Origin of the sequence: Bacillus sp. JJ1127 (assembly GCF_036965845.1) — a bacterium.
GTDB lineage: Bacteria > Bacillota > Bacilli > Bacillales > Bacillaceae_G > Bacillus_A.
Genome location: NZ_JBALQK010000048.1, coordinates 17,382 through 31,872, shown reverse-complemented (window position 1 = coordinate 31,872; position 14,491 = coordinate 17,382). Strand labels below are relative to the sequence as shown.

18 protein-coding genes are annotated in these 14,491 nt (G+C 36.4%); 4 read left to right on the top strand and 14 right to left on the bottom strand.

Going from position 1 to position 14,491, the window contains the following annotated elements; translation table 11 throughout:
- Window positions 1–28 precede the first annotated feature (28 nt).
- Complete coding sequence (locus V7183_RS06065) at window positions 29–1,270, top strand: nucleotidyltransferase (RefSeq protein ID WP_335359021.1); 1,242 nt, start codon at window positions 29–31, stop codon at window positions 1,268–1,270.
- A gap of 103 nt (window positions 1,271–1,373) precedes the next feature.
- Here the strand turns inward: V7183_RS06065 and V7183_RS06060 are convergent, their stop codons facing one another.
- Together V7183_RS06060 and V7183_RS06055 are read right to left on the bottom strand one after the other, a co-directional pair.
- A complete protein-coding gene (locus V7183_RS06060) occupies window positions 1,374–2,399 on the bottom strand; it encodes a SepM family pheromone-processing serine protease (RefSeq protein ID WP_097895055.1) in 1,026 nt (341 codons plus the stop codon).
- Window positions 2,392–3,183, bottom strand: coding sequence for a patatin-like phospholipase family protein (locus V7183_RS06055; protein WP_141523160.1), 792 nt, complete (start codon window positions 3,181–3,183; stop codon window positions 2,392–2,394). Before V7183_RS06055 ends, V7183_RS06060 begins: the two co-directional genes overlap by 8 nt.
- 114 nt (window positions 3,184–3,297) lie before the next feature.
- Here V7183_RS06055 and ylbJ point away from each other — a divergent pair, with 114 nt between their 5' ends.
- Complete coding sequence (gene ylbJ, locus V7183_RS06050) at window positions 3,298–4,530, top strand: sporulation integral membrane protein YlbJ (RefSeq protein ID WP_335358977.1); 1,233 nt, start codon at window positions 3,298–3,300, stop codon at window positions 4,528–4,530.
- Here ylbJ and coaD read toward each other — a convergent pair.
- Both coaD and rsmD read right to left on the bottom strand, forming a co-directional pair.
- Complete coding sequence (gene coaD, locus V7183_RS06045; RefSeq protein ID WP_097895050.1) at window positions 4,522–5,013, bottom strand: pantetheine-phosphate adenylyltransferase; 492 nt, start codon at window positions 5,011–5,013, stop codon at window positions 4,522–4,524. The two genes, ylbJ and coaD, sit on opposite strands and share 9 nt — an antisense overlap.
- Window positions 5,010–5,576, bottom strand: a complete 567-nt coding sequence (gene rsmD, locus V7183_RS06040; protein ID WP_097895047.1) for a 16S rRNA (guanine(966)-N(2))-methyltransferase RsmD — start codon at window positions 5,574–5,576, stop codon at window positions 5,010–5,012. The genes coaD and rsmD overlap by 4 nt, the downstream gene beginning before the upstream one ends.
- Before the next feature lie 566 nt (window positions 5,577–6,142).
- Between rsmD and V7183_RS06035 the strand changes: the two genes are divergently transcribed.
- Window positions 6,143–6,532, top strand: a complete 390-nt coding sequence (locus V7183_RS06035) for a DUF7147 family protein (protein WP_335358976.1) — start codon at window positions 6,143–6,145, stop codon at window positions 6,530–6,532.
- Between the two features lie 97 nt (window positions 6,533–6,629).
- On the opposite strand, the gene V7183_RS06030 is transcribed toward V7183_RS06035, so the two are convergent.
- The 6 genes from V7183_RS06030 to V7183_RS06005 form a co-directional block, all read right to left on the bottom strand.
- Window positions 6,630–6,896 (bottom strand): YlbG family protein, encoded by a 267-nt coding sequence (locus V7183_RS06030; protein ID WP_097895043.1) that lies wholly within the window; start codon window positions 6,894–6,896, stop codon window positions 6,630–6,632.
- Between the two features lie 128 nt (window positions 6,897–7,024).
- Window positions 7,025–7,477, bottom strand: a complete 453-nt coding sequence (locus tag V7183_RS06025; RefSeq protein ID WP_335358975.1) for a YlbF family regulator — start codon at window positions 7,475–7,477, stop codon at window positions 7,025–7,027.
- A 101-nt stretch (window positions 7,478–7,578) separates the two neighbouring features.
- Window positions 7,579–8,151 (bottom strand): histidine phosphatase family protein, encoded by a 573-nt coding sequence (locus tag V7183_RS06020; RefSeq protein ID WP_097895040.1) that lies wholly within the window; start codon window positions 8,149–8,151, stop codon window positions 7,579–7,581.
- Window positions 8,152–8,230: 79 nt separating this feature from the next.
- Window positions 8,231–8,476 (bottom strand): YlbE-like family protein, encoded by a 246-nt coding sequence (locus V7183_RS06015; RefSeq protein ID WP_097895039.1) that lies wholly within the window; start codon window positions 8,474–8,476, stop codon window positions 8,231–8,233.
- A 12-nt stretch (window positions 8,477–8,488) separates the two neighbouring features.
- Window positions 8,489–8,902 (bottom strand): YlbD family protein, encoded by a 414-nt coding sequence (locus V7183_RS06010; RefSeq protein WP_097895038.1) that lies wholly within the window; start codon window positions 8,900–8,902, stop codon window positions 8,489–8,491.
- Window positions 8,903–8,991: 89 nt separating this feature from the next.
- Window positions 8,992–10,029 carry a CAP domain-containing protein gene (locus V7183_RS06005; protein ID WP_335358974.1) on the bottom strand — a complete coding sequence of 346 codons (1,038 nt, stop codon included), beginning with the start codon at window positions 10,027–10,029 and terminating at the stop codon, window positions 8,992–8,994.
- Window positions 10,030–10,238: 209 nt separating this feature from the next.
- Here V7183_RS06005 and V7183_RS06000 point away from each other — a divergent pair, with 209 nt between their 5' ends.
- Window positions 10,239–10,604 carry a YugN family protein gene (locus tag V7183_RS06000; protein ID WP_097895036.1) on the top strand — a complete coding sequence of 122 codons (366 nt, stop codon included), beginning with the start codon at window positions 10,239–10,241 and terminating at the stop codon, window positions 10,602–10,604.
- Window positions 10,605–10,695: 91 nt separating this feature from the next.
- On the opposite strand, the gene ctaG is transcribed toward V7183_RS06000, so the two are convergent.
- The 4 genes from ctaG to ctaD all read right to left on the bottom strand — a co-directional run bounded on the left by ctaG (window position 10,696) and on the right by ctaD (window position 14,482).
- Window positions 10,696–11,601 (bottom strand): cytochrome c oxidase assembly factor CtaG, encoded by a 906-nt coding sequence (gene ctaG / locus V7183_RS05995; protein WP_097895035.1) that lies wholly within the window; start codon window positions 11,599–11,601, stop codon window positions 10,696–10,698.
- Between the two features lie 80 nt (window positions 11,602–11,681).
- Window positions 11,682–12,020, bottom strand: a complete 339-nt coding sequence (ctaF, locus tag V7183_RS05990) for a cytochrome c oxidase subunit IVB (RefSeq protein ID WP_097895034.1) — start codon at window positions 12,018–12,020, stop codon at window positions 11,682–11,684.
- Between the two features lie 3 nt (window positions 12,021–12,023).
- Entirely contained in the window at window positions 12,024–12,647 is a 624-nt protein-coding gene (gene ctaE, locus V7183_RS05985) for a cytochrome c oxidase subunit III (protein WP_097895033.1), read from the bottom strand.
- A complete protein-coding gene (gene ctaD, locus V7183_RS05980) occupies window positions 12,647–14,482 on the bottom strand; it encodes a cytochrome c oxidase subunit I (protein ID WP_335359020.1) in 1,836 nt (611 codons plus the stop codon). The genes ctaE and ctaD overlap by 1 nt, the downstream gene beginning before the upstream one ends.
- Between the last annotated feature and the right edge of the window lie 9 nt (window positions 14,483–14,491).

The window sequence follows — 14,491 nt, the reverse complement described above, 5'->3', positions numbered from 1 at the left end:
AGATGCTACACCGAAAGGAGAGATTATCATAAAGGCAAGCGGTATTGTTGTTGAATATAACCCCTTTCATAACGGTCATGCTTATCATGTGCAACAAACAAAAAACTTAACACAGTCTGATGTTACAATTGCCGTCATGAGTGGCCCTTTTTTACAACGCGGTGAGCCAGCTCTCATATCAAAATGGTATCGAACAAAGATGGCTTTAGCGGGTGGCGTTGATCTTGTTGTCGAACTTCCTTATGCGTTTGCAACTCAAAAAGCGGAAACATTTGCAAATGGAGCGATTTCCATTTTAGATGCTCTTGGCGTGTCTGAAATTTGCTTCGGCAGTGAAGATGGAAAAGCAGAACATTTCTATAACACCATCTCTTTACGAAAGAAAGAAAAGGATACTTTTGATCGCCTCATACAACAATTTATGAATGCAGGTAATAGTTACGCAAAAGCTACATCTGAAGCCTTTTTACATATTTCATCGCATGAAAACAATGTAGATATGTCACAGCCGAATAACATTTTAGGCTTACATTACATCGAGGCAATTCTTTCACAAAAAAGTTCCATATATGCACAAACTATAAAAAGGTTCGCATCCCATTATCACGACGAAACCTTTCAAGATCAACATATTGCAAGTGCAACAAGTATTCGTAAACAACTGTTTAGCGAAAGCAGTTCATTTACAGATATTGAGCCTTTCGTTCCGAATACGACTTCCTCACTTTTAGCAGACTACAAGCAAACATACGGTATGTTACATAACTGGGAAAAGTATTTTTCATTTTTCAAATACAAGCTCCTGACAATGTCTCTTCAGGAACTACAACATATATATGAAATCGAAGAAGGTTTAGAGCATCGTATTTTATCAAAAATACATAATTCTTCATCATTTCTTACGTTCATGGAAGCATTAAAAACAAAGCGGTATACGTGGACTAGATTACAACGAGCTTGTACACATATTTTAACCAATACAACAAAAAAAGACATGGCACGAGCGAGTATAGAGCAACATGCACCATATATTCGACTGCTTGGCATGTCACAAAAAGGACAATCTTATATTTCCAAAAATAAAAAGAAAATAGAACTTCCAATCCTTACTCATACAAAGACATTCCAGCATCCAATTTTAGATATAGAACGAAAAGCAAACGCTGTTTATCTTTCTGTGTTACAAGAACCTTTCCGTATGAAATGTATACAACAAGATATCATACAACATCCAATCCGATATGATGAAACAACTGTAAGGTTCCTATAAAGCCCCTAACATCGGGTAGTTCTTTTCTATCCAACTGCGTTGCTTGTGTTTGAAATTAGAGGAATTACACCCAAAAAAAGTAAACCTCTCTGAAGCGAGAGGTTTATTTTTTTTCTGGCATTTTTTCTAAATACGCTAATGCATCATCCAATGTATCTACCGGTACGATTTTCATTTTCGTCTTAATATCCTTCGCCGCTTCAAGAGCATCTTTATAATTCGATTTCTCTGCCCCTTTTTCATTTGGTGCAAAGAATATTTCGGCTCCTGCATCACTAGCAGCTACAACCTTTTGTTGAATCCCACCAATCGGACCAATTTCTCCTTTTTCATTAATGGTTCCCGTTCCAGCAATCTCATGACCTTTTGTCATATCCTTTTCAGTCAATTGATTATAAATTTCCAATGTAAACATTAATCCTGCTGATGGTCCCCCAATTTCATGTGAATCGATTTTCACCTTTGGATCTACTGCTAATTCCCTTTCAGTAACAATGGAAACGCCAATACCAACACGCCCCTTGCCATCAGGAATTTGTTTTAGCGTTAATTTTTCCGTAGAATGTTTTCCACCTCGAATGTACTCAACACTTACTACATCGCCTTCTTTTTTACCTGCCATATATTCCACAAATTGATCTATTGTTTCAAAAGGATGTCCATCAACACTTACAATGACATCACCTAGCTTTAACTTTCCTTCTGATGGCATATTTTTCGCAATCCCAGCAACTAAAACCCCCTTGTTTTGAAAGGAAACTGAACGATTCGCTCGCTTATACGCATTATAAATGGCTGCGTTTTGAGAATCTTTCATCGCATATTCTTGGCGAAATTGATATTCTTCATCACTTTCACCTTTTTGCAATATTTCTTCCGCTTTCGAAATATGATTATATTTATTAAATTGTGCAGCTATTAAATTCACCACATTTGCAGGCCCCATCGAAACGGTTACGAGCATAAAATCTCCAGACTCTTTCTTTCCTCCTTCAACTTGTACATATGGCGTTAATTTCGCTGCCATACCTGGTTTTGTTACATAATACGGAAGGCGTACGTACACAAGTAACATCGCCAATATAACCCCTATTAGGATTGCATATATAAACCGAAAACGCTTAAACATTATTTTTCTCCTTCCACTGTTCAATTAGTAAGTAAATATCTTGAATATGTTTTTCCGCTTCTTCTTCTCCTACTTGAATAATGTCTTCAATATTCGTAAAAGCACGTGAACTAAACCGCTCTACTGCTGGACGCATCATTAAATCCGATGCAATTTGTCGATTGACAATGAGCTCATGCTGCATAATTTCAATACTTTGCATAATCACATCATAGATAGAGGTCACTTCGCCATTGATCTTAATCGGAGATACATCTACAGCGATTACAATGTCAGCGCCTAACTCTTTGACAACGGATACAGGGATACGATCAATCACCCCACCATCCACTAATAAACGACCATCTATTTTCTCCGGTACAAACACTCCTGGCACAGAGATACTCGCTCTCACTGCGTCTGCAATAGAACCGCTTGTAAATACAACTTTTTCCCCCTTTAAAATGTCAGTGGCCACAACTGCAGTTGGGATATCTAACTCTTCTAATTTTTTATTGTATGTAAACATTTTAATCATATCTTTTACACGTTTTCCAGAAATAAATCCCATTTTCGGTACAGTAAAATCCAAATAATACTTTCTTTTAAATACAGTCGCCAATCGGTAGAGCCTCTCAACGTTGCAACTTGCCGCATAAAATGTCCCAATTAATGCTCCTATGCTACTTCCTGCAATCATATCAATAGGAATATTCGCTTCACGTAATACTTTAATAATCCCCACATGCGCAAAGCCTTTTGCACCTCCAGATCCAAGAGCCAAGCCTATTTTCGGTTCGTTCATTTCTCTCACCCTTAAATTTTTTTCACTCCCTTTTTCATACTTATGGTCTAAACTCGCCATGTATCCACGTATACTGAAATGAGCGTTTTTTGGGACAAAGGGGGATTTGGTAACATGTATGAAAAATGGAAAACAGTTTTTCTCACCATAATGATGATATTTCTAACACTTTCTCTTGTACTTCATCCCCAAGCCGCTTTGCAAGCTTCTATTCGCGGATTAAATATATGGTGGGAAGTTGTCTTTCCCTCACTACTACCTTTTTTTATCCTTGCAGAACTTTTAATTAGTATAGGTGTCGTAAAGTTTATCGGCGTCATTTTAGAGCCGCTTATGCGCCCTCTCTTTCGCGTTCCTGGTATCGGCGGATTTGTTTGGGCGATGGGAATGGCTTCCGGATTCCCTGCAGGCGCCAAACTAAGCGCTAGATTACGCCAAAGTAATCAACTAACGCAAATTGAGGCTGAACGCCTTGTATCTTTTACAAACTCTTCTAACCCATTATTTATTTTTGGAGCTGTTTCTATCGGTTTTTTTAACAATCCAAAATTAGGTTTTATCTTAGCTGCTGCACATTATATTAGCAATTTTACTGTCGGATTACTTATGCGGTTTTACGGTAATAACAAAACTTACATAAAAGACAAACACTCTATCCGGAAGCGCCCCTTACAAAACGCTTTTTCCGTTCTTCATGAGACGCGTTTACAAGAAAAAAGACCAATTGGAAAACTACTTGGCGATGCTATTATTTCCTCTATTCAAACTTTACTTATGATCGGCGGATTCATTGTTTTATTTTCAGTTCTAAATAAAATGATTACAGTCTTCCAACTAACAGCAGCGCTCGCTTTTATTATGCAACATATTTTATCTTGTTTCCAACTGTCACCTCATTTTAGTATTCCCATTTTATCAGGTCTTTTCGAAATGACACTAGGGAGTCAAATGATTAGTCAGATCACTGAAACTACGATACTTGAACAAGCAATGGTAACAAGTTTTATCTTGGCTTTTAGTGGTCTTTCAATTCAAGCACAAGTAGCGAGTATATTAGCAGATACCGACATTCGCTTTAAGCCGTACTTTTTCGCACGAATTATCCAAAGTATTCTCGCCCCCATCTATACCTTTATATTTTGGGGACCACTTTATGAAAAATCGCATTCTTTCTCACCTACCCAACAAGATATTCCTGTTTTCTTATCAAATCACTCTTCTATACTTGAAAAAATTTGGGGATTAACCCTTCACTATGGACCTATTTTTACACTGTTTTGTTTATATCTATATGTGATTTTATTATTCTTACGCACAATAAATAAAGAAAAACCCCGTTCATTTTAACGGGGTTTGAAACTTTTCTTTTAAAGCGTGCTCGACGACAGGGGGAACAAGACCCGCTACATTTCCTCCATAGCGAGCTACTTCCTTCACAATGCTTGAGCTTAAAAATGAATATTGATTATTTGTCATAATAAAAAAGGTTTCAATGTTTTCATCTAACTTTCGATTCATGGATGTAATTTGCATCTCATATTCAAAGTCAGAAACTGCTCGTAAACCACGCAAAATCGCATTAGCATTACGCATTTTTGCATATTCAACCAACAATCCACTGTGTGAATCAACTTTTACATTCGGAATATCTTGTGTTGCTTCTCGAATTAACTCTAAGCGCTCTTCTACTGAAAAGAATGGTTTCTTAGATGAATTATTTAAAACAACAACATATACTTCATCAAATACCTTTGCCCCTCTTTTAATAATATCCAAATGTCCAAGAGTTATCGGATCAAAGCTTCCTGAAGAAATCGCTATGCTTGTCATTCGGTTCCCTCACCTTCATACTTATAAATCGAAATTGCTGTAATACCATAATTTTCTTCTCTTACCTTTACAAGTCCCCCTATTGTCTCAGGTAAGACTACGTCATTCTCATGTTCTGCCATAATTAAGCCATCTTTGTTCAATAATCCATGTTGATCCATAATACTAATTAACGAAACAATTTTTTGATCTTTATACGGTGGATCAAGCAATATGAGATCAAATGATATTTCGCGTTTAATCAGCGCCTTCACAGCACGTTCTGCATCATTTCTATACACTTCAGCTTGATCATGTACTTTGCAGCTTTCTAAATTTTGATGAATCACCTTCACAGCTTTATTATCTCGATCAACAAAAATCGCTTTGTCAATCCCCCTGCTAAGCGCTTCAATCCCAAGACCTCCGCTACCACCAAATAAATCGAGGGCAAGTCCTCCCTCAAAATACGGACCTATCATATTAAAGATAGATTCTTTTACTTTATCTGTTGTTGGACGCGTTGTATTACCAGGCACAGCTTTAAGTGGATGCCCTTTACATTTTCCAGAAACTACTCTCATTTGTTGTCACTACCTTTATTTCAATCTATCGAGCGATTATCACAAACATATACTCGTTTGAGTAACCGCTATCAAACCATACTCTTTCAGTTATTTTCCAATTAAAGAATAACGGAATCCATTACCTATAAAAAGAAAAATCACTTTATTTCTTTGAAAAACCATCATTGTGTAATAATTTCCCAATATCTCATATGTATATTCATCTCGCGAGCCGCAAGTAAAATCCTCTTTATTAACACAAGGTTCACTTTATCTTTTTTTATCCTATCATAAAATAAAAGAAAGAAAAATAAAAAGCCTACGATAAATTTTAAATTCATTATGTATATCTTCATTTAGATTGGACATAAATAAATATAACAACATCACCTTCGATGTTGTTGCCAACCGCGGAGAAGACTTACGTTTCCCCATAAGTTCTTCCTCCGGTTTCTCCTCTCCCTTTGCCTTCTTACTAGTATATGCTAGTATAAGAAGGGCCCTGCTTTGCAGGGTTTTTTTCTTTGCCTGCTTTTCATTTAAAAAATGAAATGATACAGTAAAAGAAAGAGGAGGAAAATGATATGATTCAACGTTTTATTGAGCTCGGAGAAGGCTACTCTGATTTATATGAATTACTTGAAATTGCCAAAGCAAATAAAGACCGTGTAACACATATGCTACAATTTGAAACTGTAAAAAACGAGAAAAATGTATGTTCACTTGTTGTGGTTCTAAAACCAACAACTGTTGGTGATTTTCAACCGCTATACATATGCCGTGAAGGAATCCCTCTACTTGAAAATAAAAAAAGTAAACGGATGATTTTATTTGAAGAAACTGCTGCACAAATTGAAAAAAAAGTTACTTCTTTTACCGTAAAACCATCTACAACTTTTCCAGAAAAGGAATTATATTTTAATCACCTTATCGGTATTTTGCGAATGAATCATTTTATTCCACCAATGCAGTAAAGATATTACATCTACCATTTTTTTATTCTTATCGGTAGAAGTTTCACTTTATACTCACTAAAATCCCCCACACCAAAATTGGTGTGGGGGATTCAACTTAACTATAGTCGTATTCTTTCGCACGATCCGGACGTGAATTTTCAAATTCCGTTTTTAAGAATGGGCGATACGACTGATCAATTTTTTTTACAAAAGGAAGTTTATTTAACTTGTGCATCATATGCTCTATTTGTTCCATATCACAATATACAACCGCATATTTCAATCGTTTTGATATGTAATGAATATTACCATATTTTCTTAAAATTTTGGCATGTTTTAATGAATGTAAATAAACAATCATACTTTGTCGTTGCCCGAACATAATCTTCTCCTTCTATATACTTATATTCTTGTATCTTATAAACAGCAATCAGAAATTTGTGACATTATAGTACATTGTAGAACAAATTCCGTATACACTTTCTTCCATACTCTAAAAAACGGGGCACATCACCCCGTTTTTTTACAACCACAACTACCTCCAGAGCCACAACCGCCTCCACAGCCACCTGCATCAAAAAATGGATTCCCCGTAGGAACTTTAATCGCAGATGAAACTTCAGAGCCAATTGCTACACTGACTTCATCTAATAATTTCTGCAAAGTATTTTCCGCGTTTTTAAAAGCAGCAATCCTTTCATGCAAGTCTATAGAGCGCTTTAACTCTCGCATTTTTGTTGAAACAACAGTATAATCTGGATGATATTTACCAAAGCGTTGCACTTCTTCATATCGCTCTTTCATTGCTGTAAATTGATTAATTAATGTCTGGGCTTCCAAATCTTCTTGTAAGACCTTATAACATTTACGATAATTTTCTGCTATATCTGAACAGATAACCGCTTTTGCCAGCCGCTCTGCCTTATCTAAAATCATTACGCTTTCAAGCGTCGCTACAATCATGAGAGACACCTCCAAGTATCCATCATAACACATTTAGAACGGAACTACTAATTTGATTCTCCCATCTAAACATAAAACTAAGCATACGCATCCATCATCTCTTATACACAAATATGCTCCGCAATATTATATCTTAGTACGTCCCATTTTCCATGTTCCTCTTTTACATAATTAATACATGCATTTTTTAATGGGGTTTTAAATGTAATTTCTTCCGGTGAAATTGCGTGTAAAATTGCTTTTATGGCATGTGAATGCGCCACAATAATAATACGCTTACCCGCGTGCATTTGCGCAACATCTTGTAATGCTGTAAAACACCGGTTTACAATCTCCTCATCTGATTCCATTCCCTCTACATTTCCCTCTGCAATACGTTCTCGGACTGTAGGAACAGGTTTTCCTGAAGCCTCTCCGAAATTCCGTTCAACAAAACGCTCATCGAGAAAGATAGAATGTATTCCAACAGCTTCGCTAATTACCCTAGCTGTTTCCTGGGCTCGAATTAAAGGACTACTAATAATCACGTCCCATGCTTCTAACTGCAAAGCAGCCGCACTTTGACTCGCTTGCTTTTTCCCAACGTCATTAAGTGGAATGTCTTCACGTCCTTGAATAATCTCTTGAAAATTCCAATCAGTTTGTCCATGTCGTACTAAACAAATTTCCGTCATGCTGTAACTCCTTTTTTTTCAATAGTCCGCTTTTATTGTAACAAAAGTTTCGCATGACGGACATAGTTTTTCCTTCCTATTACGTTGCATTTTGCTGTTTCATATATTGAAACATGTCAATCATAATAGAAGCAACGGCCAATTGATTTTGAAACTTTTCGACTTTGTCTGGTATTGTCTTTTTGAAATGTTGTAATGCAGCCAATTCAAAGGCTTCTTTTTCCCCTGGATTACGTGACAATTTTCGGTACCAATATGGTTGTTCACGAATATAACGTTCTAAATCTTCATTAGCTTTTATAAATTCCATAAGTTCTGCCCTCATCCTCTTTTCCCCCTAATCTTTTTGAAAGAAAAATGGATTATTTTCAGAAGTTCGTTGCTCTGGTTGCGCGCGATTTCCTTGAAATTGTTGAATCACTCGCTGCACACTCCCAATTGCACTCGTAACATTTGCTAAATGTTGCTGCATTTGTTCCACATCTAACTTCTTGAAAAAAGAAAGCATTTGCCCCATCAAGTCAGCTGTTTGTTCATCTTTATTTTCTTGTACCGGCGAAGAGATTGCCTCATTGTCCGCTTTGTAAACTTTCCATACTTCATCTTTCTCTCCAAGTAAATACCATTCCTCGTAAAATTGTTGCCATGTTTTTTCACCACTTCGAACTTCATGAACCATTTTAGGGTGATGGTTTACAAATGCTTTAAATTGTTGAACAGAAGGATGTAACGCTCCTTTTGTTGTTGTCATAATCCTCACCTCTTCAGAAATATCTACTATATTGTAAGAAAAAAAAGGCGCATGGTTCGCCTATTTTTAGACGTTTCATGCACCTTTTCTTATTTTCGAATAAAATTTTGAGTATAAAATTTATCATATACTCCGACACCTAACTCAGTAAATTGTTCATTCAGTAAGTTGTTTCGATGTCCTTCACTGTTCAACCAACCTTGCAACGCAGCAATTCCATCAGTATGTTGCGCCGCTATATTTTCACCTGCAAGCTGGAAAGCAACTTGACCTCGTTGTAATCGATCTCCTAACGTTCCAAACTTTGGTGAATCATGTGAAAAATAATTATTCTCTTTCATGTCTTTACTATGTCCAAATGCAACATCCGCTGTTTGCTGATCCCACGTTAATAATGGTAATTGATGGTGACTTCGAATAATATTTGTCAAATCCAAAATTTGTTGCATATTTCCATGTTCTACTTGTGTCATTTTTTCTGGGGTCATCTGTTGTTCTGTCGTTAATTCACCAGAGTATACAAGCTGATATGGTCTTTGACGAAGCAATGTATCATCATCCATGTACCTGATTCCAACAAGTTCATGTGTGAAATGATCAAAATATAGCTGTGCCCAAACTCCTTCTTCTATTGAAACCAGTGGCTGTTCCATAGTTTCAGTATCAGACAATTCAAATTGATAACTATTTCGCCCTCTTTTCAAAGAAATTTCATGTGAGAATGCCTTTTTTTTATACGCATCTTCATATTTTTCATTTATGCGGAAAGGCTCTACATCGACTTGATCACCAGCAACATAAGCCGTTACAATTTTATGTTCAGCAACTCCAAACTGGACATATTGCGATAAATCTTGATTATACACCCACCATTCGTAACCGTACGCAGAGGGTTCAATTCGAGCTGGTTCCCCCCATTTTGCTAACAGATTTTCCGAATCTCCACCCATAACTTGTGAAATAGTTTCTGGAAAACCTTCATTTGTCGGCTTTTTTTTCTTTACAACTTTTTGTTCTTGCTTAGAATGAGAGGGAGTCAGTATATATTGCGAAACGAGTAATTTCCCGTATAAGTCAATGGCCAAAATAAAAACCGTAATCATTACGATACGCAATAATTTCTTCAAACGATATACCTCCTGGACAAACATAAAGTTGAGATATACACAAATTATTTTTTCTTCTTTCCTTTTGTGTGTACCGTACTCTTTTCACTATATCATATTTTTGTAAAAAAAGCCGTGTTTCTCTCTTTTCTCCCAATACGAATTGCGTTTTCTGATTTTTCGTACTATTATAAAATTAACAATTAGGAAATTTAATAAGGAGGGATTCTATGCAATTTCCAAATTCAAAACTCATCGGAACAGTAGTTGACTTTACACTTCTAACTGAAATCATGCAAAATCATCATTTCGTACTTGCTGGCCAATGGGACTATGAGCGAGTTACATACGACTATAAATTTGAAATATTGAAGGATGTATATTATTTACGAGTACAAGGCCTTGCAGTGGAAGGAGACATCGGCGGAAGACATGCACAAATCAAATTACTTTCACCACTGTTAGGAAAACATTATTATCCACATGGTGTTGAATATGGTGAAAATGAAATCTTCCCTACAAATGTACTCCAAAAAAGCGAACAACTCCTGCAAAATATCGAAAAAGAACTGAAGGAATTTCAAGTTATCGAATAAACAAAACAGGCGTATCCATATGGACACGCCTGTTTTGTTTATAACTTAAAAGTGAATCGTCTTTTTAACCGAATGAATGTACACCTTTTTATTACTTCGTTTGTAAATAAGGAGGAACAGCGTGTAATTGTTCCTCATCTTTTCTGCGCTCTTTACGAGCCCATTTAAAGAATACATAGCCAATAATTGTACCATACACTATTTCCTGGACAATTTTCATAATGATACCACCTGTTTGTTGATCCTGTACGACTGGAATCCAATGTAAAAAGTCTGGGCCAGCTATATTTAAATCTGTCAACGTTCCCGCAGGTACACAAAGTTCCATCGCTTTCATCCAAGAACTTGGATCTGTATATGTCGCAAATAATGGTTCACTCGCAAAAATGATTAATGCACAAGCTGGTGTTAATAAAATACCATTGGCAAACATGTAACCAAGTTTCTTTATATCACTTAATGATTGATACTCTGGTAACGGATTTAACATCGGCCACCACATCATTATCGATGTAAAAAACAATACAGCAAGAAAAATAGGGTGTGCCATTTGGCTTTGCTTTACCGTATCAAACACAACTGGCAAATGATAAAAAGAAAATAAGCCATTGAATACAAACAATGCAATAAGTGGTTTTGTAAATAGCTTTAAAATAACTTGAATAACTTTAAAAGATGTAATATATCGATATAACCAAACTGGTATTCCTAACAGTAATAGCGGTGGCACCACTATATACATCACTGCCATTTCAAGCATATGTGCACTGAAGATAATATGTCCAATTAAATCAATAGGTCCTCCCTTCACAATATATAGGAGGACTATTCCTGTCGTAAAATAAAATATCTGTTTTTTACTTACCTTTTCTGCATTTTCAAACCGCATTCTATATGGTCCAATAACGAGAAAGTAACAGATAAGGATTGAAATCATAAAAAGTAAAAAGATCGGGCTCCATAACGCTTGAAAACCAAATATCCATAAGTTGCTCATTTTTACACCCACCTTTTCAATAGAAATTCCTTACCTTAATAGGAAAAGAGGGCCAAGATACCTCCAAGCCCTCTACCTATTTAAACCCATACAATCGTCGTAAAAGCCAAAATTGTTAACAGTCCTACTAACAATCCAGAATATAAGAAAAACGATGCTGCTTCATGCCCTTTATGACTCATATGCATGAAATAATACAACTGAAATATAACTTGAACAACTGCTAACAATACAATAAATGGTACAGAGAAAACTGGACTAAAAGTTTTTGGATAAGCTACTGCCACAAAAGCAACAATCGTTAAGAAAATCATTAAACCGAATGTGATAACTTGATGCTTCATCTCCTCTGCACTTTTTCTCCTACGATAAATGAGATCTACCTTTGAATTGCTTGTATTTGTTTGCTTTGTCGCCATTGTTTATCCCACCATTCCCATCAAATATACTACAGTGAAAATAAACACCCAGACTACGTCGATGAAGTGCCAATAAATAGATGCAACGTAAAACTTTGGAGCGTTGTATAAATTCAAACCACGCTTTGCATTGCGAAAAATCAATGTTAAGATCCACAGTAATCCAAATAATACGTGTAGTCCATGTGTCCCAACAAGTGCATAAAACGCAGAACCAAATGCACTGCTTCTCATTGTATGTTTAAATTCATGCGCATAATGATTGAACTCATATATTTCAAATCCTAAGAACCCTATGCCAAGTACTACTGTTACAATGAGCCAAAGCTGCATTTGCTTAAAATTAAAGTTCTTCATATGATACATTGCATACACGCTCGTTAAACTACTTGTTAATAGAAGCATTGTCATAATAAACACAAGTGGCATTTGAAACATTTCTTGCGACGAGGGGCCACCGTTTGTAGAATTTCTTAATGCTAAATATGTGCCGAATAAGGAAGCGAATAATACAGTTTCGCCCCCAAGAAACAGCCAAAATCCAACAAATTTATTTTTCCCCTCAAGGGTTGCTTTTTCAGGCTCTGCTGGAAATGTTTCATTCGTTAATTTTTCCTCTACATGCATCACGCTGTGCCCCCCTTATCATCTAAATCTTCCTTATGAATATGATAACCATGATCATCGATTACCGAACGAAGGAACATTGTACCAAAAGTGATAATAAGTCCAATAATCGCAACCACTAGCCAAAACTTATCTTTTCCCCCTTGCATATACATAGCACCAAACGCTGCTATAAACAGTCCAAGTGAAATGATAAATGGTGAGAACGAAGAATTTGGCATATGGATGTCACTAACAGGCTCTGCAGCTGTCATTTCTTTATTTCCTTCACGTTTCTCAATCCAAAATGGATCTAATCCACGAACGAATGGTAATTGTTTGAAATTGTATTCTGGTGTAGGTGCTGGCAGTGTCCATTCTAATGTACGCCCATCCCATGGATCACGCCCCGCTTTTTCTTTAGATAATGTCGTTTTCACAATATTAAATAAAAGAACAATCGTTCCCAGTCCCATGAATACAGCACCAATCGAACTAATTAAGTTCCCCATTTCTAATCCTTGGCCTGGCAAATACGTATAGTATCGACGCGGCATACCAATTAAACCAAGGAAATGCTGAATGAAGAATGTTAAATGGAAACCGATAAAGAACAACCAAAATGTTATTTTCCCCAAGATTTCATTTAATACTTTATTAAACATAAGCGGCCAATAGTAATGTGCTCCTGCTAGTAATCCAAATACAACTCCACCAACGATTACGTAGTGAAAATGCGCCACAACGAAATAGTTATCATGGAATTGATAATCAGCTGGAGCTGAAGCGAGCATAACCCCTGTTACACCACCCATTACGAATGACGGTATAAAACCAACAGCCCACATCATTGGCGTTGTAAACCTGATACTCCCGCCCCACATTGTAAAGAGCCAATTGAATATTTTAATCCCCGTTGGAACTGCAATTGCCATTGTTGCAACTGAAAAAATGGCATTCGCAACAGGACCGAGACCAACTGTGAACATATGATGTGCCCACACCATGAAGCCTAAAAATCCAATTAATACTGTTGCAAATACCATAGATGAATAACCAAATAATCGTTTTTTAGAAAATGTAGCGAAAATCTCTGAAAATACCCCAAAAACTGGGAGTATGAGAATGTATACTTCTGGATGACCGAAAATCCAGAATAAATGCTCCCATATGATTGTATTCCCACCTAAAGCAGGATTAAAGAAACTTGTTCCAAATAATCGATCTAACATTAATAGTGCTAATCCCACTGTCAATGGTGGAAAAGCAAATAAAATAAGTGAAGAAGTTACAAATGTTGTCCATGTAAACATCGGCATACGCATATATGTCATTCCTGGTGCACGCATATTAATAATTGTAACAAGGAAATTAATACCACCAATCAATGTACCAATACCCGATATTTGTAATCCTAATACATAAAAGTCAATACCATGCCCTTTAGAAGCAAGGGATAGCGATGCATACGATGTCCATCCTGCATCGGGTGCTCCTCCTAAAAACCAACTTAAGTTTAAGAATACTCCGCCAAAGAAAAACAGCCAAAATCCAAGTGAATTTAAAAACGGAAACGCTACATCCCTTGCTCCAATTTGAAGTGGTACAGCAGCGTTCATAAATGCAAACACAAGCGGCATAGCTGCGAGGAAAATCATTGTTGTACCGTGCATCGTTAATACTTGGTTATAAGCATCTCCAACAAGAAAAGCGTTGTTTGGAATCGCTAGTTGAAGACGGATAAATAACGCTTCTATTCCGCCAATGATAAAAAACAATCCACCTGCAATTAAATAGAGAATGGCAATTTTTTTATGGTCTACTGTCGTTAAATAATCCCATATAACAGCACCCATCCCCTGTTT